This is a genomic window from Chloroflexus sp. MS-CIW-1, from assembly GCF_030444705.1.
Taxonomy (GTDB): domain Bacteria; phylum Chloroflexota; class Chloroflexia; order Chloroflexales; family Chloroflexaceae; genus Chloroflexus.
The window spans coordinates 3,116,181-3,142,194 of sequence record NZ_JAUBWR010000001.1 but is presented as its reverse complement, the minus strand read 5'-3'; the positions used below and the strand labels follow the sequence as shown (position 1 = coordinate 3,142,194).

18 protein-coding genes are annotated in these 26,014 nt (G+C 54.6%); 5 read left to right on the top strand and 13 right to left on the bottom strand.

Annotated features, from left to right (window positions below):
* Window positions 1-160: 160 nt before the first annotated feature.
* Complete coding sequence (locus QTO31_RS12490) at window positions 161-1,309, top strand: glycosyltransferase (protein ID WP_301429330.1); 1,149 nt, start codon at window positions 161-163, stop codon at window positions 1,307-1,309.
* Window positions 1,310-1,525: 216 nt separating this feature from the next.
* On the opposite strand, the gene QTO31_RS12485 is transcribed toward QTO31_RS12490, so the two are convergent.
* Entirely contained in the window at window positions 1,526-1,810 is a 285-nt protein-coding gene (locus QTO31_RS12485; protein ID WP_031459808.1) for a 50S ribosomal protein L25, read from the bottom strand.
* 131 nt (window positions 1,811-1,941) lie between these two features.
* On the opposite strand from QTO31_RS12485, the gene priA reads away from it, so the two are divergent.
* Window positions 1,942-4,485 (top strand): primosomal protein N', encoded by a 2,544-nt coding sequence (priA, locus tag QTO31_RS12480; protein WP_301429329.1) that lies wholly within the window; start codon window positions 1,942-1,944, stop codon window positions 4,483-4,485.
* Between the two features lie 267 nt (window positions 4,486-4,752).
* Window positions 4,753-6,033: a phosphopyruvate hydratase gene (eno, locus tag QTO31_RS12475; RefSeq protein ID WP_301429328.1), complete on the top strand. Its 1,281-nt coding sequence runs from the start codon at window positions 4,753-4,755 to the stop codon at window positions 6,031-6,033.
* Between the two features lie 274 nt (window positions 6,034-6,307).
* Here the strand turns inward: eno and QTO31_RS12470 are convergent, their stop codons facing one another.
* From QTO31_RS12470 to QTO31_RS12420, 11 genes are all read right to left on the bottom strand, one after another.
* The gene (locus QTO31_RS12470; RefSeq protein WP_031459811.1) at window positions 6,308-7,594 is read right to left on the bottom strand and encodes a citrate synthase; all 1,287 of its coding nucleotides are present in this window, start codon (window positions 7,592-7,594) and stop codon (window positions 6,308-6,310) included.
* 237 nt (window positions 7,595-7,831) lie between these two features.
* Window positions 7,832-10,804, bottom strand: coding sequence for a hypothetical protein (locus tag QTO31_RS12465; RefSeq protein ID WP_301429327.1), 2,973 nt, complete (start codon window positions 10,802-10,804; stop codon window positions 7,832-7,834).
* 13 nt (window positions 10,805-10,817) lie between these two features.
* On the bottom strand, window positions 10,818-11,984 hold the full coding sequence (locus tag QTO31_RS12460) for an MFS transporter (protein ID WP_301429326.1): 1,167 nt from the start codon (window positions 11,982-11,984) through the stop codon (window positions 10,818-10,820).
* 97 nt (window positions 11,985-12,081) lie between these two features.
* Window positions 12,082-13,083 (bottom strand): formimidoylglutamase, encoded by a 1,002-nt coding sequence (locus QTO31_RS12455; protein WP_301429325.1) that lies wholly within the window; start codon window positions 13,081-13,083, stop codon window positions 12,082-12,084.
* Window positions 13,080-13,325 (bottom strand): hypothetical protein, encoded by a 246-nt coding sequence (locus QTO31_RS12450; RefSeq protein WP_012259644.1) that lies wholly within the window; start codon window positions 13,323-13,325, stop codon window positions 13,080-13,082. The genes QTO31_RS12455 and QTO31_RS12450 overlap by 4 nt, the downstream gene beginning before the upstream one ends.
* A 31-nt stretch (window positions 13,326-13,356) precedes the next feature.
* On the bottom strand, window positions 13,357-13,878 hold the full coding sequence (locus QTO31_RS12445) for an FHA domain-containing protein (RefSeq protein ID WP_031459814.1): 522 nt from the start codon (window positions 13,876-13,878) through the stop codon (window positions 13,357-13,359).
* A gap of 17 nt (window positions 13,879-13,895) precedes the next feature.
* A complete protein-coding gene (locus QTO31_RS12440) occupies window positions 13,896-15,152 on the bottom strand; it encodes a vWA domain-containing protein (RefSeq protein WP_301429320.1) in 1,257 nt (418 codons plus the stop codon).
* Window positions 15,149-16,105 carry a protein phosphatase 2C domain-containing protein gene (locus QTO31_RS12435; protein WP_301429319.1) on the bottom strand — a complete coding sequence of 319 codons (957 nt, stop codon included), beginning with the start codon at window positions 16,103-16,105 and terminating at the stop codon, window positions 15,149-15,151. The genes QTO31_RS12440 and QTO31_RS12435 overlap by 4 nt, the downstream gene beginning before the upstream one ends.
* A 28-nt stretch (window positions 16,106-16,133) precedes the next feature.
* Window positions 16,134-18,149, bottom strand: coding sequence for a PQQ-binding-like beta-propeller repeat protein (locus QTO31_RS12430; RefSeq protein WP_301429318.1), 2,016 nt, complete (start codon window positions 18,147-18,149; stop codon window positions 16,134-16,136).
* A 146-nt stretch (window positions 18,150-18,295) separates the two neighbouring features.
* On the bottom strand, window positions 18,296-19,780 hold the full coding sequence (locus QTO31_RS12425; RefSeq protein ID WP_301429317.1) for an FGGY family carbohydrate kinase: 1,485 nt from the start codon (window positions 19,778-19,780) through the stop codon (window positions 18,296-18,298).
* A 392-nt stretch (window positions 19,781-20,172) separates the two neighbouring features.
* Window positions 20,173-20,556: a hypothetical protein gene (locus tag QTO31_RS12420; RefSeq protein WP_301429316.1), complete on the bottom strand. Its 384-nt coding sequence runs from the start codon at window positions 20,554-20,556 to the stop codon at window positions 20,173-20,175.
* Window positions 20,557-20,652: 96 nt separating this feature from the next.
* Here QTO31_RS12420 and QTO31_RS12415 point away from each other — a divergent pair, with 96 nt between their 5' ends.
* The gene (locus QTO31_RS12415; protein WP_301429315.1) at window positions 20,653-21,447 is read left to right on the top strand and encodes a DUF4058 family protein; all 795 of its coding nucleotides are present in this window, start codon (window positions 20,653-20,655) and stop codon (window positions 21,445-21,447) included.
* Between the two features lie 579 nt (window positions 21,448-22,026).
* Complete coding sequence (locus QTO31_RS12410; protein WP_301429314.1) at window positions 22,027-23,886, top strand: hypothetical protein; 1,860 nt, start codon at window positions 22,027-22,029, stop codon at window positions 23,884-23,886.
* A 650-nt stretch (window positions 23,887-24,536) separates the two neighbouring features.
* On the opposite strand, the gene QTO31_RS12405 is transcribed toward QTO31_RS12410, so the two are convergent.
* Entirely contained in the window at window positions 24,537-25,838 is a 1,302-nt protein-coding gene (locus tag QTO31_RS12405) for a hemolysin family protein (protein ID WP_301429313.1), read from the bottom strand.
* Between the last annotated feature and the right edge of the window lie 176 nt (window positions 25,839-26,014).

Here is a 26,014-nt window from a genome sequence, read left to right as displayed (position 1 = left end):
CCGAATATACCTGTCATCTCCGCACCGGCAGGTCGGATCAGCCGTTCTCACGCCTGGTAAGAGTGCACCGGGTTGGGGGAAGGTAAGGGCGTATGACAGCTTGCCCTGATCTCAGGTTATACTATCTTCAGTTGCCTACTGTCTACCAAGAGGTGTTACCATGGGTCTGGCCGTGTTTGGGATTGTGATCAGCGTGGTGCTGGTAGGGAGTTTTATTGGGCATTGGCAACGAATGCGCCGAATTCCGCGCCTGTTACCCCCGAACATTCCGTCTGATCCGCCGTTTGTGTCGATTTTGATCCCGGCGCGCAATGAAGAGCGGGGGATCGCTCGTTGTGTCAGGGGAGCGCTGGCACAACGTTATCCTCGCTTTGAGGTGATTGTGGTTGATGATGGTTCAACAGACCAGACGCCGACTATTCTGGCCGATCTAGCCGCGACTGATGCACGTTTACATCCGGTTGCCGGAAAACCGTTGCCGGCGGGTTGGGTGGGGAAATGTCACGCCTGTCAGCAAGCAAGTAGTGTTGCCAGGGGGGAGTGGCTCCTTTTTCTTGATGCTGATACTGTACCGGCTCCAGACCTTACCGCTGCCCTGCTCTGCTATGCGCTGGCAACGAACGGTGATATGGTGACGATTTTTCCTTTTCTCGAACTCGAAACCTGGGCTGAACGACTGGTACTACCGCCGTTCGTAGCCTTGATCGTTTCGATCTTCCCGTTTGAGCGTTTGTCGCAACCCGATGTTCGTCCTGAAGAGGTGTTGGCAAATGGGCAATGTATCTTTGTGCGGCGCGCTGCGTATGATGTGGTAGGTGGTCATAGTGCTGTTCGTGGTGAAGTGTTGGAGGATGTTCGTCTCGGCCAGACGCTGCGGGCTGCCGGGTTTAATGTGCGAGGAGCGATTGGTATAGAGTATCTGAAGGTGCGGATGTACACGAATGCGGCTGAGGTTGCGGAAGGTTTGATGAAAAACGCTTCGGCGGGTTTGCGCAGTGGTGGCTGGCGCTCGTGGTTTGCGATGACGATATTGCTCGCGCAGGCGTATGCGCCGTTTCTCTTGATGATAACCGGCTGGTTGTTAAGCGGTTGGGCAGGGAGTGTCGTTTTTCTGGCCGGTTTGCTTGCCTGGCTGGCCGGTCTGCTTTTTTGGGGCATGTTGTATCGGCGATTTTACCATCTTAACCCACTTCACGCTCTCCTCTGGCCCATCGGTTTGCTGCTCTATCTGCTCATTGCCGGTTATGGAATTCTCCGTGTGCAGTTGGGGCGAGGCGTTACCTGGAAAGGGCGACGATATGCCGGTTAAGAAGCGTCGCGTTAACGATCAGGGGCGCGTGCAGCTCGTGCTCGGTTTCTGCCCATTAGAGGGGAGAAATGCGCGTATGCCTGAATGTCTCTTGTGGAGCAGCCCTCTTGTGCCCACGCGGCAGTCAGTCGGTGAGGTAGTGGGTCCTTCGGTCGGCAAAAAGAAAGCCCCATCAGGGGCTTTCATTATCTGCGGCTCCTCTTCGCTGATCCGCGATTAGGCTAGCTTGAAATCAATGTGCAAGAATTTACGGGTTACCGGGTGACGCTGCACGACATAAATCACAACCGGGTGGATTGTTCCTTCAATGTCAAGGTTGAACGATTCTCCTTTGGGCACGGTGCGAAAGATCTGCTCAAAATCGCGCTCGCTGATTTGAATAGCGGTGGTTTCGACACCTTTGCCGTAGAAGTTGGCCGGTAAAATGCCTTCGCGACGCAGGGTCTTGACCTTTTTGCCGAAGATGTGACGGCGTTGTGCTTTGAGTGTGACGTTTACCATTCGTTACCTCTCTTTGGTATTTACGGAGGGGAGAAGTCTGCCCATTGCCGACCCGAGACCCTCCAACGATCCGACGGAATAGTATATCATAAAGCCACGACAGTCGATCAGATTGAGGTGTATTCCTGTGTATGGATGTCTCCCCTGAACATTTTTCGCTTGAGGTGGTTGCTGATGTTGTAGTGATGGTGCCGCTCTCAGGCCGTTATCATCAGCGTCTCTTTTCATACCGTGTGCCCGATCATCTACGGGAAACAATAACGGTAGGTCAGTTGGTTTGGGTGCCGTTACGACAGCAACAGGTGCGGGGAGTGATTATTGCGCTACAGCATCGCACAGCCGATGGTTTACGTGATCTCATCGATTTGGTTGATCCGATGGTCTCTATCCCCGAAGTTACCATCCGATTGGCGCGCTGGGTTGCCGAATACTACGACGCTCCGTTGGCGACGGTACTCGATCTCTGTCTTCCACCTGGTACAACACGTCAGATCGAGATGACCTGGCGGGCGACGGCAGCCGGTCTGATGTGTGAGTTGGGGGCATTGCCAGATCGTGAGCGGTCGATCCTCTTCTACTTGCGGCGTCATGGTGAGCAGAGCGAAGCTGCGTTACGGGCTGTACTGCGTGGAAGCAATGATCAGTTACGCACCGCCTACCGGGCACTAGCCGAACGTGGGTTGATTGTACGGGGAACCCGCATCGATCCGCCACGAGTGCAACCACGGCGTGAGCAAGTTGTTCGTATGGCGGTTCGTGATCTAGAGCAGGCGTTGACCGAGTTGCATCGCGCACCACGTCAGGCAATGGCCCTGCGCTGGTTGGCCGAGCGGGTGGCGGATGAACCGCCAACGCTCAGTGAATTTCGGCGGTCAACAGGAATTGACGGGGCGGGAATACGGGCACTCGCACGACGGGGATTTATTGACCTGAGTGAGCGTGAAGTCTATCGCGATCCGTTGGCAACGGTGACGTTCTCTCCCGATGCCGCACCACCACTAACGATGGCACAACGTCAGGCGTATGAGACGATGGTAACGGCCCTTGAAACCGGCACCGGTGGTCGTTTCTTGCTGCACGGTATTACCGGTAGCGGGAAGACAGAAGTGTACTTACGCCTGATTGCCCGTGCGTTACGCCTTGGTCGGCAAGCGCTCATGCTGGCGCCAGAGATTGCGCTCACTACCCAGTTGGTACGCCGTCTAGCTGCTCGTTTCGGTCATCAACTGGCAGTATTCCACAGTGGGCTAAGTGATGGTGAACGGTACGATGAGTGGCGCCGATTGCGACGCGGCGAAGCCCGGATTGCTATTGGCGCACGTTCCGCCCTCTTTGCCCCGCTCCCCGATCTAGGGTTGATCATTGTTGATGAGGAGCATGATCCTGGCTACAAAAATGATGCTGTTCCCCGCTATCATGCCCGTGATGTAGCGTTACACCTTGCCGAGCTGGCGCGAGTCACGGTTGTGCTTGGTAGTGCAACACCGAGTGTTGAAACCTTCTACGCGGCGCGGAACGGCTCTATTCAGTTGCTCGAACTACCTGAACGGATCACTGCTCAGATCGGGATCGATGGTCTCGTCCATAGTCGCCCGCTCCCACTGCCCCCAATCCGCATCGTTGATATGCGGCGTGAATTGCAACAAGGAAATACCTCCATCTTCTCAAGTACACTCTCGCATGCGCTGGCCCAAACGCTTGCCCGTGGTCAGCAGGCGATCCTCTTTCTCAATCGCCGGGGAGCGGCATCATTTGTTGTCTGTCGGGATTGTGGCTATATTGCCCGTTGTGAACGTTGTTCCGCACCTCTTACCGTTCACTACCATACGGAGTCTGAGGCCGAAGCAGGAGCACCGGTATCGGTGTTGCTCTGTCATGCGTGTGGCCAACGTACCGCAGCGCCGGTCATTTGTCCACAATGTCTCAGCCGTCGCATTCGGGCGTTGGGGATCGGCACCCAACGGGTTGCTGAAGCAGTACGTGAGTTCTTTCCGTCAGCCCGAGTAGCACGCTGGGATCGCGACAGTACAACCGGAAAACATTCCCATGACGCGCTCCTTGAAGCAATGGTACGCCACGACATCGACGTGCTCGTCGGTACCCAGATGATCGCGAAAGGTCTTGATCTGCCGCTGGTTGGTCTGGTAGGGGTCGTTTTGGCCGATACCGGGCTGTACCTGCCTGATTTTCGGAGTGGTGAGCGGGCATTTCAACTCTTGACCCAGGTGGCCGGGCGTGCCGGTCGGCGCAGCGAGGGTGCGCAGGTAATCATTCAGACCTATCAGCCAGAACATTACGCCCTGCAGGCGGTTCGTGACCATGATTACCGGTCATTCTTTCGCGAAGAGATGGCGTTTCGACGTGCGCTAGCCTATCCACCGTTTGGTCGGTTGGTGCGTTTTGTCACGACAGCAGCACACGAGGAAACATGTCAGCATCGAGCCGAACAGTTGGCGGTAGCGTTACAAAAGTGCATTACCGACCGTGATCTCGTGGGATGGCGTTTGATTGGACCGGCACCGGCATTCTTTCGTCGTCAACGCGAGCGCTGGCGCTGGCATCTATTGTTGCGCGTACCACCAGCAACCACCACACAGGAACTTCGAGCAATACTCGATGCGGTCGGCCCCTTGTCTGGCTGGGTGATTGATATTGACCCGGTGAATGTGTTATGAAGACTCCCGTAGACGTGTAGGGACGAAACGGTACCTCACTCTAGACGGTACCTTGCCCCGACCCGTGATACCATCGGTATTAGCCTGGTCACGATTCCCATCGCCTCCATCGACAGGTTTTATTCTGTCGTGACGTGAAGGCAAGTTATTCGGATTAGCGCCACTACCCTGCGGAGAGGTGATTCCCTATTCGTGATATACTGAACATCGGCCAGCCAACTTCCTGTTGTCTGGCCAATGGACTGGGGCTTGTTACCCGGAGGGAATATGTCAACACTAATTGAAGCAATCGTTGCCCGTGAGGTACTCGACTCGCGCGGTAATCCAACCATCGAGGTCGACGTTCGGTTAGAGAGCGGTGATGTAGGACGGGCGATTGTCCCCAGTGGTGCATCGACCGGCGCCCACGAGGCACTCGAGTTGCGTGACGGCGATACTTCCCGGTACAACGGTAAAGGTGTGTTGAAAGCGGTACGGGCAGTCAACGAAGATATTGCTGAAGCGTTAATTGGCTTTGATGCTGCCGACCAGATTGGTCTCGATCAAGAGTTGATCGCACTCGACGGCACGCCGAATAAGAGCAAACTCGGCGCCAACGCGATTTTGGGCGTATCACTGGCCGCTGCTAAAGCTGCTGCTGCTGCATTTGGCCTGCCCCTCTATCGTTATCTCGGTGGTGTGTACGCTCATGTCTTACCGGTACCGATGATGAACATCATGAATGGTGGGCAGCATGCGACCAACAGCACGGACTTTCAGGAGTTTATGATTATGCCGGTTGGCGCTGAAAGTTTCCGTGAAGGGTTGCGCTGGGGGGCCGAGATTTATCACACCTTGAAGAAAGTTATTCACGACCGTGGCTTCAGTACGACCGTAGGTGATGAAGGCGGATTTGCACCCAGCCTACCAACCAACGACGCACCGTTGCAATTGATCATGGAGGCTATTGAGAAGGCTGGCTATCGACCCGGCGAACAGATAATGATCGCGCTTGATCCGGCTACCACTGAGATCTACGAAGACGGCAAATATCATCTCAAGCGTGAAGGTCGTTCACTCTCCAGTGCCGAGATGGTTGATTATTGGGTCGATCTGGTCAATCGCTATCCGATTATCTCGTTGGAAGACGGTCTGGCAGAGGATGACTGGGAAGGATGGGTGCTGTTGCGGGCGAAACTGGGTGATCGTGTGCAACTGGTCGGCGACGATTTCCTGGTCACGAATGTCAACCGACTCCAGCGCGCCATCGATGCCCGTGCTGCCAACTCGATTCTGATCAAGCTCAACCAGATCGGTTCGCTTACCGAGACGCTCAGCGCGATCCAACTGGCGCAACGAAGTGGTTGGACGGCGATTGTATCACATCGCTCGGGCGAGAGTGAGGATGTTACGATTGCCGATCTGGTGGTGGCAACAAATGCCGGTCAGATCAAGACGGGTGCACCGGCTCGTACCGACCGGATTGCCAAATACAATCAGTTGCTGCGTATCGAAGAAGAGCTGGGCAGTGCGGCACGTTATGCCGGTCGCAGTGCGTTTAAGGTCTGAAGGCGCGTTTGCCGGAAATTCTCTCGTTGGTGCGCACGGGCCACTGGCCTGTGCTCTGAGTGATAGGGTGAAACCGGTAGCCGTGTGATACACTGCCCGGCTAGCTGGCAGTCGAGGAATTCGCTTCTACCGGCTCACCAGAGGCTTGGGAGAGGAATCATCCTGCTTATGGCGGGGGCGTGCCTGGTCAGAGATAAGGCGAAATACGTCGGAACAAAAAACACGATCCTCCTTTCTCTCTGAAAGGAGAGAAAGGAGGATTGATCAGCGACTCCTACCGTTGATCGATAGGTACATAATCGCGCCGCTGCGGCCCAATGTATACCTGCCGGGGACGGGTAATCTTTTGCTCAGGATCATTGAGCATCTCTAGCCATTGTGCCAGCCAGCCAGAGGCACGAGGAATTGCGAACAGGAAGGGGAAGTACTCAATGGGGAAACGGAGCGCCTGGTAGATCAGACCACTGTAGAAATCAACGTTCGGATAGAGCTTCCGTGAGATAAAATACTCGTCTTCCAGCGCAATTCGCTCTAACTCGATGGCTACATCAAGCAGAGGATTGGTTGCTGTTGCCGCAAAGACTTCATGGGCAATTTTACGAATAATCTTTGCCCGCGGATCGTAGTTCTTGTACACCCGGTGACCAAACCCCATCAGCCGGGTTTCTCCCTTCTTCACACGCTCGATAAAGGCCGGGACATTCTTTGGATGGCCAATCTGTTGCAACATTCGTAGCACGGCTTCGTTGGCGCCGCCATGAAGTGGGCCATACAGTGCCGCGGCAGCGGCAGCCAGTGCGTTATAAGGATCGGCATGGCTTGAACCAACACTCCGCATCACCGATGTCGAGCAGTTCTGTTCATGATCGGCGTGCAAGATGAAGAGAACATCCAGTGCCTTCGCCAGAACCGGATTTACCTCATATTCACGTTGGTTCATGTAATCCATCATGTAGAGCAGATTAGCCGTGTAGCTAAGAGAACTATCTGGCAAATTGAATGGCCGCCCGATACGGTGCCGGTACGCGAAAGCCGCGATGGTAGGGATTTGACCAATAATACGCCAGATCTGTTTTTCACGTACCGCCGGATCGTGAATGTTCTTGGCTTCAGGATAGAGGGTAGACATCGCGGCCACCGAACTAATCAAAATCCCCATCGGATGGGCATCGTAGCGGAAGGCTTGAATCAACTCAACCAGACTGTTGTGCAGGAAGAGATGGCGACTGATCCGGTACTCCCACCATTCCAACCGCTCTTTTGAGGGCAATTCTCCGTACAGGAGTAAATAGGCAACTTCAAGGTATGAACTCTTCTCGGCTAACTGCTCGATGGGGTATCCACGATACTCTAAAATCCCTTTGTCGCCGTCGATGTAAGTAATACTACTTTTACACGACGCAGTGTTCAAGTAAGCCGGATCGTAGGACATTAAGCCGAAATCGTCATCTGAGACTTTGATCTGGCGTAAATCGGTGGCTCGAATCGCGTTGTGCTCAATTGGAATCTCATACGTCTTGCCGGTGCGGTTGTCAATGATAGTGAGTGTGTTCTTTGTCATAGCCGTGCTCTTTCGTTATACCTGCGACTACACCGTCTGTGGTCCGTCAGGGTTACCTTGCGGGAGTTTGGCATCCTGAAGCGGTTGCAACCTGTCGTTTCGGGTGACGTTGCACTCATCTATATTTATATTGTACCAAAAGTTGTTACAGGTTGCACGGAGTTGGACCAAACCCTGGATCGATAGCCAATACGGATTGTTGGGCAAACGTACTCATAGCTGTACGTCATGGATTCCTTAACGACTGGTTGGGAGCGCTTGTACTTCAATCGGAATTCGCCGACCGGTTTCCAATGTATCCGACCATACCAGCGGTTCAAGTGACGGCCAGCGATAGCTCCCGATGACTAACCAGTAGCGACCCGGTGGCAGATCGGCAGGAATAGTCAAGCGCCGATCGTCGATGATCACTTCACCCGTGCGCCACTGAGTGGTCGGTCGTCCACCACTGGCAGGTGGGCCGTCGGCATCGATGATCCGTTCATCTGCACTATTGCGGAGGTGAAGCATGATACTGCGCTCATCGAGCTGATTGTGCAAGGACTCCCACCAGAGCGTAATGGCAATTGTATCACCGGCTGCAATCTGTTCTGTGCTCAGATCGTATCCGTGTAGCAACATATCTTCACCGATGCACGTATCCAGTACGTTGAGGGGGCGATCAATGCTGGTCATCATAAGTGGGTGCTGTGCTACCCAATCGAGGGTGATCATACCACTACGATGAATGGTAAATGCAAAGAGATCGACCGGTGTTAACAAGGCTCGTTGGTCTGTGCCGATCCAGAGGCGGGCCGTATATGAGCCGGGTTTTGCTCCACCCGACTGGATACCGAGCGGTAATGTGGCACCAGTGCTATCTTGCGCTATTGCCGTACCACTGCCAAGATCAATCGTTATTGCAACCTCTCGTGGCACGGTAGCCAATGGCATCCGTAACCCGTAGCGTCCGAAGAGGTACCCGTGCTGGTTATCCCAGAGTTCGATGGCGGCTACTACTGGACCACTATCTGGGTTTAGCATGACGAGAGTCGTTGTGATGTGTAAATCCTGTGCGTTACTGGTAGCACTCAACACGATACTGTGCGGTAATTGACCAAGAATAGCCGGTGGTTTTGCGGTGAGCATGGCACTCTGCAACAACACTGGATCAGGATCAGGTTGACGAATGGTTACCGTTTGTGGTGTTGTCAATGGGCCAATGCTGATCCAGTGCCTGCCGGCAGGAACGTTGTACGTTTGCTCCTTAATCAGCAGTTTACTATCCTTCAAGGTTGCTACTTGCAAGATGAGCCAGCGTTCGGCACGTTCATCATCGAGTAGCGATGCATGTCCTGCCAATTGATGAGCAGTTATCGTGAGCGTCGTTATCTGATCTGCCGTAAGGAGTTGATCGAGCGGCTGATACGCAAGCAGTGTATCCGGTTTTCGGTAGAGCAGATATGGGCCGCCGCGCCAGATCGGCGGATCGGTCAGACCCCACAAGCGAGGGTCTTCGTCTCGTTGAAGCAGGACGTATTCTCCAATTCCAGTACTGGTTGTCGCTGTTGAAGTGGCATAGCCGGTACGTACTGAGCCGTAGACGGCAGCGTGATCGAGGAGATACGCGGCTAGTGCGCTGGTAACTCCCTGCACACGCGGGTCGCCCGACAGAAAGACTGTACTACTGGGTGGTACAACTTGACGTAAATCACGGAGCGCAGGCAGGACTCCGGCAAACAAACCCGGTTTTCCCCAGTGGTCGGCCACGACACGTCCGGCGGTGAATGTGATCGGCCCGCCGATCAGCATTATCGTTCCGGCTATGACAACGTAGTATAACCATTGTCGTTGCGATGATAATCGTTCGCTGAGCACTTGTAGACCGGCAACTGCCAATGCACTTACGATCCATCCCAGATAGGCTGCCGCTTTGAGATAACCGTAATGGTAGACTGACACAAAACGGAGGGTAAGGAGAAACAAGGCTGCCCCGGTCACCATTCCCAGCCAGCGACTACGTTGCGGTGCAGCCATCACAGCATAGCCGGCCAGAAGGAACATCGTACAAGCAGCAATAGCGGTGAGTGGGGTTAGTGTTTCTGGTGCGTCACGTAAACGGAAGAGCGTCAGACCAACAATGTCGCTCAGTGGCACAAAACGAAACAGGCCCAGTGTCGTTAGCGGTAAGCTATAGCGATAATTGAAACCGGCAAAATAGTCAGGGATGGTTGGCGCTGCCAGTACCAGCGCAAGCAAGATCAGGCCAATACTTTGTTTGAGCACCAACCGGCGTTCGTGCTGCTGCCAGAGCCTAACAGCGCCAATTCCGGCGGCCATTAGCCCAAGCGGGCCAAGTGCTGGGTAGTACGTGATTGGAACAGCCGCCATAGCGATGGCGGCAATGAGCAATCCTTCGCCAAAACGCGCCGACTGTACAGCATGCAGGCCGAGAATGATCACCAACGGTATAAGGGGCCAGGCGGCGATTTGCATACCAAAGTTGAAGAAACTGACCCATAGCAGAAGACCATTGAGCACGGCCAGCAAAGCACCGAGAGTTGCTGACCAACGTCGTAGATCGAATACCGACTGCAAAAGAATGTAGAGACCGATTCCACCTAGCGCCCGTAGCCAGGCCAACAGCGGCCCAAAGCTAGTCAGCGGCTCGCCACTGCTCAAGAGATCGACACTACCCTGCCAGATACTGAAACCAAGCGTTAATCCGATACGTGGTGGACTGGCATTAAGATCACGGAGCGGGTTTGGTGGAGCAGTTGCAATTGCGCTTACCGGCCCTCGGGTCAGATAGCGTGCAGTGGGCCAGTAATTTTCTATATCCCAACCCTCGCCAATAGGGGCGGAATAGCCGTAACTCAACAACGGAGCAATGCCAATCGCTATCCCGACAAAGCCAATGAGAAGCGCTGTCCAATGTTGATGGAGCGCGGTTAGTATGCGCGGTGGCCCAAGCCGCCGCCAGGCCAGCCAGTTCAGCACTCCGCAAATTGGTAACAACAGACCCAGTGCCAGCCCCAATCCACTGAAAAAGCGCACGACCCAATATCCGGTCAACACCGTTAACGCATACCCGATCAGTGGCGCCAGGATGGCGCGCCATGGCTGGAGCGTAGCTGGCAAAAGTAAGCGGGTTATGCCCCATCCATTCCAGAGAGCGAGGGCACTGGCGACAGTCATGGTCGACAACAGTTCAATGACGAATGTGTTCATACGATGAGAAGTACTACCGACGGGCAACGCTCCAGAGTACTAACACCGCAGTGAGATGTAAGACCACGGAAACGCCAATCAATGCCGGTCGTGATATATCATACAGCAAACCGAAACATGCACTACCGACAAACCAGCTTATGCCGAAACCGGCATTAAACAGACCATACGCCGCGCCACGTCGTTCCAGTGGTGCAAACCGAGTCACTGCGGCGCGCAAGATCGACTCTTGCGCCCCCAAGACTCCACCCCAGATTACAATCCCAATGATGACCATCAGAAAACCATCACTGAAGAGGAGGGGTGTGCTCAGCGCAGCCAGGGCCGTAATCCCAACCAGCGCGTAGAGACCAATACGGTCGTAGAGAAAACCAAAACCGAATGCAGCCACTGCATCAACTGTCATTGCTAATGCGTAGAGCGCTGGAATGGCGGCTGACGCAATAATACATTGTTGCTGGAGATGGTATGCAGCGAGCGCAAAATCAACACTGGCCGCAGCGAAGAGTGTTACACCTATCATATAGAGCCAGAACTGGCGCGAAAAACCGGTGGTTGACAGCGTCGGTGTCTTGCCAATCAGGTCAGCCGGTTGGGGAAACTGTCTCCTTGCCGTGAGAAGAACAGCCATGCAGAGCACCCCTGGAATGATCAGCAGCCCAAATGCTAGTTGAAAACTATTGCTAAACGCCAGCACACCGGTCAACAGCAGAGGAGCAGCAATCGCGCCAACTTGGTCGAGCACTTCGTGCAGACCAAATCCTTTGCCTGCACCAACGCGCTCGGCGGCATATGAAATAAGCGTGTCTTTGGCGGGGCTGCGCAACGCCTTACTCAAGCGTTCAACCATTAAGAGACCAACAGCCAGCGGCCAGTTATTGGTTAAGGCGAGAAGCGGCACCGCGATAACGGTCATACCGTAGCCGAGAATGGTGAGGAGCCAGTAGCGACGAGTGCGATCACTCAGGTAACCAAAGACCAAACGCAGACCATAGCCGATCAGCTCGCCAATACCGGCAGTCAATCCTACAACTGTGCCACTCGCACCCAGTAACGCAAGGTATTGTCCACTCAGGCTACGTCCCCCTTCGTAGACCATATCGGCCAGCAGGCTGACGATACCCATCAAAACAATGAACTGGAAGGCGCGTTGGTAGGTTGCGGCTGCTCTTGATTGCATGATTACATCTCGCTTTCCGGCTCGAGTATAGCGCATCGTCTGTGCGAGGCACAAACCAGAGGTACTTGTTCTTGTTCGGAATGTGAGTCGTGTTGTTTCAGACGCCAAAAGGTTGAACAGGAGGGGTAATATTGCCACTCGCTTCCGATCTGGACCTACGGTGAGCAGCAAACGCAACCAGTGCATGCCAGATTGCAACCGCAGCCAGTCGAGCCGTGCGATCATCGAGGTCGTATTGAGGATTCAGTTCACTGAACTCAATCAAGCGGGTACGTGGTTCGGCTCCAGCTAACGCAGCCAGGGCAACCAGTTCATCGCCGTGCATCCCCAGCGGGTTAGGCGCACTGACACCAGGGGCTTCTGCCGCCTGTACGACATCAACATCAAACCCCCACCCGATACTTGCGGCATCACTGGTTGCGAGCATTGTCCGCATCGTATCGGCAACACCGTAATGACGTGCGGTGCTTAACTCGACAATAGTTGCCCCTCGTTCACGAAGATACTCAGTGTAAGCAGGTGCATTGGCAAACGGTTGTACCCCAAACACCCAATACCGGTGTGGATCAATGAAGCCACCTTCAATCAATTGCCGGTACGGTGTGCCACTGTTCGCCGGTTGATCGGCGCGCACATCGTAGTGGGCGTCGATATTTATCGCCAGTATTGGTGATAGCGCAACTGACGCCAATGCTGCTATGTCGGGAAAACTAATATCATTTCCTCCGCCCAGCGAAATCAACAACTTTTCATCGGCGATAATACGTGCTGCCAGGCGCCGTAACCGGTCGTGGACAGTTTCCAAATCACCTTCGGTTGAAACATCACCGAGGTCGCAGATGGTTATGTCGGTGAGACCGGCAATACCGAGGCGGTACAACCACCGCCGAATGGCAGTTGGTCCCTGGGCAGCACCGGGGCGACCACCGTTGCGGCGCACACCGATGTCTTGCGGGCAGCCGAGAATGACGACCTGGGCAGCATCATAAGCGGCAACACCGGGCCTAACGATTTCGCCCAGGCGCTGGTCGTAGGGATCATTACGGCGGTAAAAAAGATCACTCGCCGGTGGCAGCAGATATGACCACAATTCGTTCACTGGCGGAAGAAATCGATAACCTGACTGCGTTCCTCTTCACTGGGCATCAATTCGATGAACGTTATGCGGTGCCAGGGAAAGATAACGGCCTGCACACCGGCCGCCAGATACGGTACCGGTTTACCGTCGCGCTTGCGCATATTGGTCACCTTTATGAAGAGATCACCAGGCTGTGGCTCTTGATCAATATCGGCCAGCAGCGGATCTTCGCCGGTAAGATGAAGAATAACTGTTTTCGGCATAGAGAAGCCTCCGCAAACGAAATGGGTCACGTTATCCGTTCATTTCAAACCGTACCAGTAACATCCCAAGTTGTATCTCATCGCCGTGATGCAGCTCAACAGGCCGACGCGGAGCTATCCGTTGACGATTGAGGAACGTTCCGTTGGAACTGCCCAAATCTTCAAGCAGATAACTCCCATCACGACAGATAATGCGGGCATGTTGGCGTGAAACACCGGCATCGTATCCACCATCAAGACTCAAATCCACATCAGGGAAGAAGTTCCGCTGCTGGTCTTTACGCCCGATCAATAGTTCAGGTGTAACCGGTAAGACAATACGCCGACCCGAACTCAGAACGATCAGAGCGATCGTGTTTGTTTCGGGCGCTGGTGTTGGTGCGGGTAAGATAGTTGCTTCATCAACCTCTGCTTGAGCGGTTTCGGCAGCCGCACGGTTGAGTGAAGCCGTTGTTTGCCGCTGAGGTTTTGCGCTTAGCAAACTGGCACCACACACTGTACAAAAGATTGTCCCGTCGAGTTGTTGAGCCTGACAGTGGCTACAAATCACCATGTGCTGTCTACTCCAGGTTATGATTGTTCTTCGCGCCCGATCAAACCACGGGTACCATATTTGATCCGCTTACGCCCTTCAGCACTCGCCTGCCCAGAGCGTAGCAGGCGGGTCGCTTCTTCCTGAACAGTACGCGCCAGTTCGATTTCGCCAGCCTCAAACAGGCGCGTTCCGGCCATTTGCAAGCGACGAGTTGCCTCTTCGAGTTTTCCTTCCTCGGCGGCCTGCCAGGCACTGGCCTGGAGACGGTAGGCGACTAACCGTTCTAACCAGTGTTTTACCGTTGGATCGACTTCAGATGCAACTTCATCAGGATTGCGTACTCCCACGACCAGGTTCTGTTCGTGATTTGCCGTTGTACCCTCGCTGCCCGGCACGCGGTAACGAAGTTGGAGGCGCAGCATAGTGTGCCGACCAACCGGTAAGGGGGGAACCACAATTTCCATCAGGAGAGCCTGAGCATCACTTTCCGGCCAATCACCGAGGGCCGCCGTCCAGGCGAAATCGGCCTCTTCAATGATGGGTAGTGGGCCGATGTACGGACGCACCCGATCAAGCGAGCGGAGTAAACCCTGTGGCGGTAACGTCGCCCGCAGTTGAACATCCTGAGCAAAGATGTTGTGCATACGCTCGACCTCAGCGGTAAAGATTTTCGTAATCTCAGCCGCTGAAGTAATGTAATGGGTACGACTATTCTCACGGGCAGCAATCGTTTCGAGCAGGTCTTCATTCCACTCGCTCCCGATACCAAGAGCGGTGATCCCAATGCCCCGCGCCTGAGCGCGTCGGGCAATCTCAACACAACGTCCTTCATCACCGTAGGTGCGTCCATCGGTCAGCAGCAATAGCCGATGAATGGCGCGTGGCATCATTGCCCGCTGCAATTCTTGCACTCCCAACGCCAGGCCTGTTGCCATTTCGGTACCGCCAGCCGCTTCAATGGCACTGATCTGACGCTTGATTTCAGCCCGTGCCCGTGCCAGTTGCGCCGGAACTACGACTTCAGCTCGATCGTTGAAGGTAACCAGCGCAAAGCTCTCGTGATCGCCGAGCAGATCGAGAATTTGCATCGCAGCTTGCTTAACCTGCTGAAGCCGTTCGCCACGCATTGATGAACTGCGGTCAATCACCAGGCAGAGGTTGAGAGGGAGTCGCGGCATCTTCGTTGCACCACTTTGGGCCGATAGCTCGATGAGGGCGTAGAGGAGCTGTGGCTCCTGACTGGCTGGCAGTACACTACGACTCGGTGTGATGCGTAGATCAACCTTACTCATAGCGACCTCTCATCGAGCGGCAACGAAACAACCACCACTGAAATGTTATCGTCGCCACCGGCCAGGTTGGCTAATGCGATCAGCTCGCGGCAGACATCGTGTGGCCAGGGACTGTGCTGAAGGGCCTGTTCGATAGCTTTCTCTTCGACTAGACTCCACAGGCCATCGCTGCACAGCACCAGGTGCGAACAATTGTTTAACTGGTGGTACACAAAATCAACAGCAACGTGAGGCTGTTGACCAACGGTACGATAAAGCTGATTGCGCAGTGGATGTTCACGAGCTTCTTCCGGATCGAGCTGACCCAGCGCGATGAGCCGTCCAACGGTTGAATGGTCGGTCGTAAGTTGCCGCAAACCGGCCGGTTCGTAAACATAACAACGTGAATCCCCGACATGGGCGACGTACAGGCCATTCCCAATGACCAGTGCTGCGGTACAGGTGGTGCCCATATCTGAACCGGCAGCCTGTGCTTCGCGCCAGATCACTGCATTTGCTTCTTGCACTGCCTCAATCATCAACGGCTGCAACGCCTCAATGATCCCATCTTCGATCACCGGTAATACCAGTCGCTCAAGCACACTGGTCAGCACTGTTTGCACCGCCAACCGGCTGGCAACCTCGCCACCGTGATGACCACCCATGCCATCGGCGACGATAAATAAGCCCACAGTTACGTCTTGCCCTTCCCGTGGTACGGTCATGATGGTTGCCAGGGCACAATCTTGATTCATATCGCGTACTCGCCCAATATCGCGGAGGGCGGCTGCCGCGAAACCTTGTGCTGAGCGTCGGAATGTCAGTGCTGGTTGATAATCCTGACCGATCTGACGAGTCCCATCCTCTTCAGGAGGGGTTAGACCGAGTTGCCGCTGACGTTCAGCTTCGATGTCGGTTAAATTGAGCGGTTCGGTTGGCGTTTCATCTGGTGAAGATTGTGTTTCGTCTGGCATAACCGCCGCAACCCCTTTATGAGTCGTTTTACGCCTTCAGTGCGTAAAGATGGTGGTCCATTGAGCCAATATACACTACACCATTCACAATCATCGGTGTTGAAACAATTGCGCCTTCGGTGGGATATTTCCAGATCAGTTGTCCATTACCGGCATCGAGGCAGTAGACTGCCTGATCAACTGCCCCGAAGTAGAGGCGACCACCTTCAACTCGTGGTGAGGATGTGATCTGACTCCCAACTTCGTACTTCCATACCAGGCGGCCACTCTTGGTATCGAGCGCGTACATGATGCCATCGACTCCGCCAATGAAAACGCGCGTACCTACCACACACGGAGACGAGTTGATGTAATGGCCGGTGCGGAAGCGCCAGGCCGGCCAGCCGCCTTCCGCATCAAGCGCATAGAGGTTCTGGTCCAGTGAGCCAACAAAGACAATACCATCGCTGTATGCTGGCGATGAGCGAACTGGTTGTTGCGTGCGCTGCTTCCATTTCACCGCGCCAGTCCGCGCATCAAGACAATAGACGTTGCCGTCATCACCACCAATGAAAATAGAGTTGCCGCTGATACACGCCGAAGAGCGAATAGGGTTCCAGGTCCGATACTTCCAGATCAGTGTGCCGCGTAAGCCATCAATTGCATAGATATGCTGATCATCGGAACCAACAAACACAACCCGATCTTCAATTCGGGGTGAAGAGCGGATTGGCTTACCGGTACGGAATGTCCAGCGTACCCCGCCCCGGCGCATATCGAGGGCGTACAGCGTGCCATCCTCTGAACCGATATAGACCATATCTTGCCAGACGGTGGGTGATGAGCTGATTCCGCCCTCTGTCGCATATTTCCAACGAAACTCACCGCGAGTAGCCTCGAGGGCATAGATATTTGTGTCGTAGCATCCAACAAATACCAATCCGCCGCTCACAAAGGGTGACGAGCGCACTTCATCTTCAAACTTAAATCGCCAGACCAGCTCGGTCGTCTGTGCGCCCTTGAGCACAGACGGTACAGCGACTGTTGTTTTGGCTGTGCCGGTACCAACCAGTGACGGAACCTTCAGCAGAGCCTGTCGAAACTCTTCGGCGCTCTGCCAGCGCGCTGCCATATCGTATTCCAGCGCACGGGTTACTGCTGCTTCCATCTCAGGTGAAACGGTCGGGTTAATCTGACGGATCGGGCGTTCCTGGAATGTGAAAGGGGTTTCAAGACGCGGATCGGTGTTGGTAAGGAGATGGTGGAGCGTGGCGCCAAGCGCATAGATGTCACCAACCGGTTCAGCAATCCCGCGGTACTGCTCAGGTGGTGAATAGCCCTCAGTACCGATCATCGTCCCTTTTCGATCACTGCGATTGAGAGTGCGGGCAATACCAAAGTCGATCAGTACAATCCGATCATCGCCAACCACCATCACATTGGATGGTTTCATATCGCGGAACACAATTGGCTCAGGCTTATGATTGTGCAGGTACGACAGCACGTCGCAAATTTGCAATGCCCAGCGGGCCACGTGCTCTTCATCGAGCGGTTTGCCGTGCTCTTCCAGAACTGTCTCGAGGTCTTTACCGGGAATGAACTCGAGCACGAGGTAGACTTTGCCGTTCTCTTCAAAAAAGTCGTAAACCTTGGGGATTGCCGGGTGTTGAAGGGTCGCGAGCAGGCTAGCTTCACGTTGAAAGTTTTTCAGGTTGAGCAAACGGGTTTGCGAATCAGGGGCGCTTTGCGCCATCTCCTTGATCGCACAGTAACGTACCACGTCTTTGAAGCGGAGGTCACGCCCGCGATAGACGACACTCATCCCGCCGATCCCAATAGGCGCTTCAACCTGATAGCGCCCTTGCAGAATTATACCGGGGCTGAGCATGGTCGGTACGGCCGGCGCCGACTGCCCGCCTGGCCGCGCCTCGATCTGGCGGGTGCCCTCATCTGCCGCCGGGTGGGCGGTAGGGCTGATCTGGCGCGTTCCTTCCTCGGCAGGAGCGCCAACGTCGGGCGGTTGGGTATTGATAGCTTTAGTGCCAACCCGTTTGATCAAACCCATGCGTCACCTCACCCAAGGTATGTTTGCCGAACAGAAACGAATATGACTGTTCCTCTATTATAGAAGGTGTTGTCAGCTTCAGCAACCGCCAAACGAGGCAGAATTGATATGCGATCAGGCGTAGTTTTTGTTACGGCAAGGTGTTGCTATTCTTGTGCCCATCCCTGAACGCGAGACAATGCCATGTGCCATCGTTCGTAAACGGCAGTCCGTTCTGCTAGCGACAGCCGTGGCACAAATCGCCGGGCACGTTCGTCGAGCAGGCTCGGTAAGCTGTCGAGCGACCAGACACCGGCACCAATGCCGGCTAACAAGGCAACACCACGGGCGGTCGTCTCGGTATCGCAGGCGCGGATCAGCGTAATCCCGCTCAGATCGGCCTGGATCTGACAGGCAAGGTCACTGGCCGCCAGACCACCACCAACGCGCAGTTCGGCGATCGTTATGCCGGTTTCGGCCTGTATTGTTGCCAGAATATCGACCAGTTGGAAGCCAATCGCTTCGTAGAAGGCACGGGCAATATGACCTACTCCAACACCGAGCGCTAGACCAAAGATCGCCCCACGTGCACTCCGATCCTCACTTGGCACTCCCAGCCCATTCAGGGCCGGTACAAACACGACACCACCGCTATCGGTGACAGCAGCAGCGTAGCGGTCGAGATCGGTTGCACGCCGTACCAACCCAATTTCACGCAACCAGTTCGCTGCGGCGCCGGTGGTTGTCATGTCTGCTTCAAGCGCATAAGTGGTGATTCCATCGATCTCCCAGGCAAGGTATGTTTTACAGATACCCTGCGGCGGTGGTGAAGTACCAACAACAACATTGACAAACGATGCCGTTCCGTGCGTTGCTACCGCCTGTCCCGGTGCCCGACAATCATAGCCGAATAGCGCTGCCTGCTGATCGGTCATCATTGCCAGCACCGGTACTGTAGCACCATCAATCAGCAAGTCGCCAAAATGATGAATCGTTGGTCGGGCAACCGGCAATGCCGTGCGCGGTATATTCAGTGCTGTGATCCACTCATCCCACAAAGCCTTTAGTCGTGGATCGTACACCGTCATTGCCTGTAAGAGGGAATGATCAAGTGCGTGCTCGGTTGGCCGACCAAGGGCCTGGATAATCCAGCCTGCTGCCAGCGACACCCGCAAAACACCACGTTCGGCTGCCCGGCGGAAGGCTGGATCGTGGCGCATACGCCAGGCCATGTGCATTGCACCGGCATACGCACCGGGGAATTGACCGAGACGCTCTCGTCGTTGGGATCCCAGTGGTGTATTATCCAGTTCGGCAACCAGAGGGGCGGTGCGTAAGTCTTGCCAGGTTATCGCATTGCCGATTGGTCGTCCGGTGACTGCGTGCCAGGCAAAGACAGTATCGCGCTGTGAGGTGATGCCACAGGCGAGGAGTTCATGACCTCGCACTCCGGCTCGGCTTAAGGCTTGCTGAATCGCCTCAGCAACACTGCGCGCAATCGCTGATGGCCGTTGTTCAACCCACCCCGGCTGTGGGCACACGCGCCCAACCGGTCGGTAGCCGTACCCACGCACTTGACCGTCGGGATCATAGATCACCGCTCGACTGCCACTGCCACCTTGATCGATAGCCAGAAGGTAACGCTTGATCACACGATATCCTCATTTTTTACGAACGCTGGCGTACATTATAGCAAGAAATACCCACAAGACGTTTTCCAGTAGTGGAGGCAACATATTCAGTGTCCGCGCTGCGAAGTGCGCCTCACCCTCACCTTCCCCTGGGACGTTTCAACGTTTTCGCCCTACCCGGCAATGGGTATAGAGGTGAGAGAGATTCCTACGCTGTTCGCTGTCTGTGACGGCGCGCAGCTTTTCGTCCCAAGGTGGTCAGTGGCTACTCCCGTTGATTCGCCGATGAAGCGCTTCATCGCATAGCAGGTGCGGGTTCACCCACCCCCGCAAGCGGGGGGCAAGAGGGGTGATGGGGCGCTGATCTACCACCCGATGGGTTCCGGCACAATGCGGGCCAGAGGCCCGTGCACCTAGGTCATGACGTTCGTTAATGTCACTCTGTTTGTGAACTGTTCGGTCATCAAATGCAACCCGAAACTGAGAACACTGATCTGCCATCCGATGGGTTCCGGCACAATGCGGGCCAGAGGCCCGCGTACCCAGATTGTTCTGTTTGTGAACTGTTCGGTCATCAAATGCAACCCGAAACTGAGAACACTGATCTGCCATCCGATGGGTTCCGGCACAATGCGGGCCAGAGGCCCGCGCACCCAGATTGTGCTATTTGTGAACTGTTCGGTCATCAAATGCAACCCGAAACTGAGAACACTGATCTGCCATCCGATGGGTTCCGGCACAATGCGGGTCAGAGGCCCGCGTACCCAGATTGTTCTGTTTGTGAACCGTTCGGTCATCAAATGCAACCCGAAACTGAGAACACTGAAAAGCCCTGGCTCAGTGTGGTATCATTACTTTCAACGCCACCAGTAGCAGCGCAAGGAGAAGCCGGTATGCCTAGCCCTTTCCCTGGAATGGATCCGTATCTCGAGCAGCACTCCCTCTGGCCGGACGTGCACCAGAGCCTGATTACATACAGTAGAGATGCTCTGCAAGCACACCTGCGGCCACGCTATCACGCTCGGATTGGCGAGCGGCTATACGTCATTCCGCCACAACGTCCTATCTATCCTGATGTGACTGTTACCCGCCGACAGCCGGTTAGCACCCCACCCAAGACCAGCCACCGTTCAGTTCTGACTGCTGACCGGCCGGTCATGATCGTTGCGCCGGCAGACCCGGTGCGTGAGCCATTCATTGAAATTCTTGATCTTACCCAGGGTGGGCGAGTGGTGACGGTGATCGAAGTGCTTAGCCCGGCCAACAAAACGCCTGGTGACACGCACGATATCTATCGGCGAAAGCAAGAAGAAGTGCTTGCCAGCGACGTTCATTTGGTCGAGATCGATCTGTTGCGTCAGGGGGTGCATACGGTTGCCGTTCCAGCTCTCTATCTCACCCCGTACCAGCCCTGGCACTCCATCGTGTGTGTCAGTCGGGCTACCAATCGGGAACAGTTTGAAGTGTATATGTGCACCATGCGTCAACGACTCCCACGGATCGCCATTCCGCTGCAAGCACCCGATCCGGATGTGGTGTTAGACCTACAGGCAGTCTTTGAGCGCTGCTACGAGTATGGCGCGTATGACGATCTGATAGATTATCGTGCACATCCTGAAATCAAGTTGTCGCCTGAAGATGCAGCTTGGGTGGATGAGCATCTCCGCCAGCAGGGTCTGCGCCCCTGAGCACGATCAGCGTTGATAGGTGCTCTGTCGATGCTGGAGCCCCCTCATCGTTCCCCCTTCCCCCAGCATCTCTTCCGCATCCACACGGGGATCTTAGGGCAAGTTGGGAACCCACAGCTCCCAATCAATGTGGTAACGGGTTATAGGTTGTCGGGAAACTCCATCTATCGCCCCTGAGAAGGCTTCACTTATGAGTGAGAACGACAGAGTGGCGATGATTGCACAACATATTCATGCTCAATCTAAATATCTATAATTCACTAACCGCACGTAGTAACCTCGCGACATGATAGCGATATATTCTCCACGAAAATAAAATATTCTTTACACGCAACGGTTTACTATTTTTATAGGGCGGTTTGGTTGGTTGCAAAATTTTTAACTGTTTTCTAATAATTTTATATTTTTAAAGTTTGCATAAATTTTCACAAAAATATTTCTGCAAAACGAAAGATTTATCTATTACATATCACCTTGTTTTTATAAAATTTTAATGCTATTATCAGATGGGTACAGGAACTTTGCCGATTATAATGTCGTCTACAGGGTATATAACAACACTAACACAAGGAGGCGTCTATGTGCCGGCCAAGAGTTGTTTGGAGTTTGATTGCCCTGATTGGAGCATTGCTGCTCAGTGGTACAGCACCCCTGGCTGCCGCTCCTTTCTCTGGTCGCACCAGTTTTGTCGATCCACGCTTTGCGACAGTCTGGAGCCGTACCGACAGTGAGTCAGTCCGAGGTGGACGCACCTGGTATTGGGGGCCAGGGCCGTGGTTTGACTACGGCGAATTTTACCGGGAAAGCCCTAACTCAATACGTACCGTTCAATATTTCGACAAGGCGCGGATGGAGATTAACAATCCAAGTGACGGTATCGTCACCAACGGTCTACTGGTCAAGGAGTTGATCAGTGGTCGCATGCAGATTGGCGATTCTCCCTTCGACGTTCTGAATCGTGATGGTTCTGATGTTCCGGTGGCCGGTAATCCACGGGTTGCCAATACCATCGCTCCCGGTTATCGTGACTTTGTCGGTATTGCGACCGTCGATAACGGTTACCGTGATCCATCTCGCCTCAACCAGCGTGTCAATACCACAATTGCGCGGGGTGGGAATATCGGTATCCGTGACGATCTGGCGCGTCCTGAAACAACGATTGTGCAATACAATAGCGTGACCGGTCACAACATTCCGCGTGTCTTCTGGGATTTTATGAATGCTCGTGGTCGCGTGGTCGAAAATGGGCGGGTGGTTACGGCGCCGATTGTGGATTGGCTGTTTGCCATGGGTTATCCCATCACCGATCCCTATTGGGTACGGGCAGTTGTTGGCGACACTGAGCGCGATGTCCTGGTGCAACTCTTTGAGCGACGGGTGTTGACCTACACGCCGGATAATCCGCCCGGCTATCAGGTCGAGATGGGAAACGTTGGTCAACATTACTTCCAGTGGCGGTATCCCCATTTGGGTGCGCCGTGGGTTGCACCTGATCTGGCGACCCCATTGATCTATGCCTCGAATATCGATACCGGTAGTCATTGGGAACTATACCGGGCGACGTTTAACGGTGGTGGTCAACGTTTGACGTTCAACAACGGTGAAACTGTCGCTTTCTCGTGGCGGCGAAGCTGGGAACCGACGCAGCATTTTCTGGTCGTGGATTCACGACGGAATAGTCCGCAGTACCGCCAGATTTATCTGCTCAATAACGTGGCTGTTGATGCAGGCGAGAGGGCAAGTGGCGCTACTGTGATCCGTATCAGCTACAGCAATAACGATGGGGCCTTCCCACCACCAGAGAATGACTACGCGACAATTCCGGGCAGCGAGTATAATGCGGTCGTCTCACCCGATGGCAACCTGATGGTGTTTGTCTCTGAGCGCCAGGGTATTCCGCAGCTCTATCTGCGCCGCCTGAATGTCCCGCTACGGGGCTACGCGAGTCCAATTACGAACTATGATCGACCATGCAATGTTGAAACCCCATCGTGGTCGGCAGATGGCCGGAACCTCTTCTGGGTCACCAACTGTACCGGTAACTTCCAGATTTATCGGGCTGACATACAGTTCTACCACATTGATGATCTTTTTGCCTACACTGAACTACGTAGCATTCGTAATCTGAGCAATAACACGGTCAACGACCGGTTTGCCCGCGTGTCACCCGATGGGAAGACGATTGCCTTTGCCAGTGATCGGGACGGGAATTGGGAGATTTACGTGATGAACGCCGATGGCAGCAATGTGCGTCGTCTGACCAATCATCCGGGGGTTGACGAGGCGCCAACCTGGTCGCCAGATGGTCGGCAACTCGCGTTTGCCAGTGACCGTGATGGTGACTTTGAGATATACATTCTCAATGTCGGTGATGGTGTGGTTGTCCAGCAAGTCACCCAAAACACGGCGCAGGATCGCTGGCCACTCTGGGCGCAATGAGGTGCTAGCGCCCTCACCTTTCCCCCAGCCCCCCTTCCTCTTCCACATGGGAAGAGGAAGGGGGAGAGGTTTCAGCCGCTTACGCTACCCTCCTCGCCCGCTTGCATCACCCCTAGGCCCTCGCAAGCGAGTGGGGGTAAATCCGCGCTGCGCGAGCGGGTGTTGCCTGGAAGCGTGGGCCAGCGGCCCGCATTGGGTTCCCTGGATGCGAAGGCCGCTGGCCCGCGTCGGGCAGGAATGCTGGATACGGCGGGCAGGTTTGGAACCCACTCCGACCATAGAGTTACCCTAGGTGCGCGGGCCTCTGGCCCGCGTTACACAGTGCATGTCAAGAGACTGAAGCGGAACTGCGGCAGTGGCTAGGGCGCACGGGCCTCCGGCCCGCGTCGGGCAGGAATGCTGGATACGGCGGGCAGGTTTGGAACCTACCCCGACCATTGTTGCCCTAGGTGCGCGGGCCTCCGGCCCGCGTCGGGCAGTGCATGGCCGGAACCCATCGGATGGCGCATCAGCACCCCATCACCCTACCCTCGCCCTCGCAAGCGGGGTGGGAGGTGAAATCACACCTACCATACCTTACCAGGTAGGGTGAAAACGTTGAAAAGCCCTGGAATCCATTACTGTCTTGTCGGTGATGAGAAGTGGCAACGCTACTCTGTTTTCAGCTCACGTGAAATCAATACCTTGTCGACTCGTAAGCCATCCATATCGACTACCTCAAAGCGCCATCCTCCCCAGTGAGTCACATCACCCGCTCTCGGAATCTGACCGATTAGACTGATCACCAGTCCGGCCAATGTCTCGTAGCGGTAGGTCTCTTCGTCAGGCAGTTCGTCAACTTCAAGCAGGGTACGTACCTCATCAATCGGCAAGGAGCCTTCTACCAGGTAAGAGCCATCTTCACGCCGTACAATCGGCGGAGGGGTTGCATCATCGTATTCATCATCAATTTCGCCAACAATTTCTTCCAAGACATCTTCTAATGTCACAATGCCTTCAATCCCCCCCAATTCACCCACGACGAGCGCCATGTGACGCCGACTGCGCCGAAAGGTGGTCAGCAATGCCGAGGCTCGACTATTTTCAGGAACGTATAGCGGAGGTGACACAGCTTCGCGCACCAGTGCGTGTTCACCTTTCTTCCGATAGAGCAGAAGTAAATCGCGCACGTGGAGAATGCCTACGATCTGATCGGGGGTCTCTTCGTACACCGGAAAGCGCGAGTAACCACTGGCGAGCAATTCATCGATGACTTCGCCGAGGGTACGGTTGGCGGCAACCATTTCCACTTCGTGGCGCGGTGTCATTATATGCCGCACTGCCCGATCACTGAAGCGAAAGACCCGCTCGATAAACTGCTGCTCTTGCAATTCAACTTCGCCCGTTTCTGCTCCTTCACGCACCAGCGCACGAATATCCTCTTCGGTCACTCGATCCTCAGCAACATTCGCCCGCCCTAACATCATCAATATCAAACGGGTTGAAGCGCTCAGCAACGCGATAATTGGCGTACTGATATGGGCGAGCAACAACATTGGTCGCGCCATCAAGGTGGCAATTGTTTCTGCACTTTGCAGCGCAATCCGTTTGGGAACCAATTCGCCTAACACCAGCGACAGATAGGTTACCAGTAACACAACCAGAAGTTGGGCCAGTTGCACAGCATAAGGCGCCAGCCATTCATTACGCGCAATCCAGGGCGTAATCTGAATGGCAAGCGTTGCTCCGGCAAAGACACCATTAAGTGTTCCGATCAGAGTGATCCCGATCTGCACTGCCGCCAGAAAGCGATCAGGGTCTTCTTGCAGTTGCAGGGCAATTGCCGCTCCGCGATGACCTTCTTCAGCGCGTTGTTCGAGACGACCACGTCGTGCTGAAACCATTGCCAGCTCGGTAGCGGCAAACAGACCGTTAGCCAGAGCCAGTGCGATAATGATCAAGAGTTCTTGCATAGGTTTTCTCAGGCGTGCCACCAGCCGCAGGCATTGCCCATTGTATGTTGGCATGATCGGTGGGCAATGTGATGTATGGATACCTTGAGTTGTGTAGAAGAGAGGGTAGATGAGGAGTGGCAAGGCGCAAACACAAATGACGACGGTTACGGTACCGTCGCCTGCTTACCTGTTGT

Bases quoted from the DNA above. Each gene is read 5' to 3' on its own strand.
- QTO31_RS12490 (WP_301429330.1), top strand. From the start codon at position 161: ATGGGTCTGGCCGTGTTTGGGATTGTGATCAGCGTGGTGCTGGTAGGG.
- QTO31_RS12485 (WP_031459808.1), bottom strand. From the start codon at position 1,810: ATGGTAAACGTCACACTCAAAGCACAACGCCGTCACATCTTCGGCAAA.
- priA (WP_301429329.1), top strand. From the start codon at position 1,942: ATGGATGTCTCCCCTGAACATTTTTCGCTTGAGGTGGTTGCTGATGTT.
- eno (WP_301429328.1), top strand. From the start codon at position 4,753: ATGTCAACACTAATTGAAGCAATCGTTGCCCGTGAGGTACTCGACTCG.
- QTO31_RS12470 (WP_031459811.1), bottom strand. From the start codon at position 7,594: ATGACAAAGAACACACTCACTATCATTGACAACCGCACCGGCAAGACG.
- QTO31_RS12465 (WP_301429327.1), bottom strand. From the start codon at position 10,804: ATGAACACATTCGTCATTGAACTGTTGTCGACCATGACTGTCGCCAGT.
- QTO31_RS12460 (WP_301429326.1), bottom strand. From the start codon at position 11,984: ATGCAATCAAGAGCAGCCGCAACCTACCAACGCGCCTTCCAGTTCATT.
- QTO31_RS12450 (WP_012259644.1), bottom strand. From the start codon at position 13,325: ATGCCGAAAACAGTTATTCTTCATCTTACCGGCGAAGATCCGCTGCTG.
- QTO31_RS12445 (WP_031459814.1), bottom strand. From the start codon at position 13,878: ATGGTGATTTGTAGCCACTGTCAGGCTCAACAACTCGACGGGACAATC.
- QTO31_RS12440 (WP_301429320.1), bottom strand. From the start codon at position 15,152: ATGAGTAAGGTTGATCTACGCATCACACCGAGTCGTAGTGTACTGCCA.
- QTO31_RS12435 (WP_301429319.1), bottom strand. From the start codon at position 16,105: ATGCCAGACGAAACACAATCTTCACCAGATGAAACGCCAACCGAACCG.
- QTO31_RS12430 (WP_301429318.1), bottom strand. From the start codon at position 18,149: ATGGGTTTGATCAAACGGGTTGGCACTAAAGCTATCAATACCCAACCG.
- QTO31_RS12420 (WP_301429316.1), bottom strand. From the start codon at position 20,556: ATGACCGAACGGTTCACAAACAGAACAATCTGGGTACGCGGGCCTCTG.
- QTO31_RS12415 (WP_301429315.1), top strand. From the start codon at position 20,653: ATGCCTAGCCCTTTCCCTGGAATGGATCCGTATCTCGAGCAGCACTCC.
- QTO31_RS12410 (WP_301429314.1), top strand. From the start codon at position 22,027: ATGTGCCGGCCAAGAGTTGTTTGGAGTTTGATTGCCCTGATTGGAGCA.
- QTO31_RS12405 (WP_301429313.1), bottom strand. From the start codon at position 25,838: ATGCAAGAACTCTTGATCATTATCGCACTGGCTCTGGCTAACGGTCTG.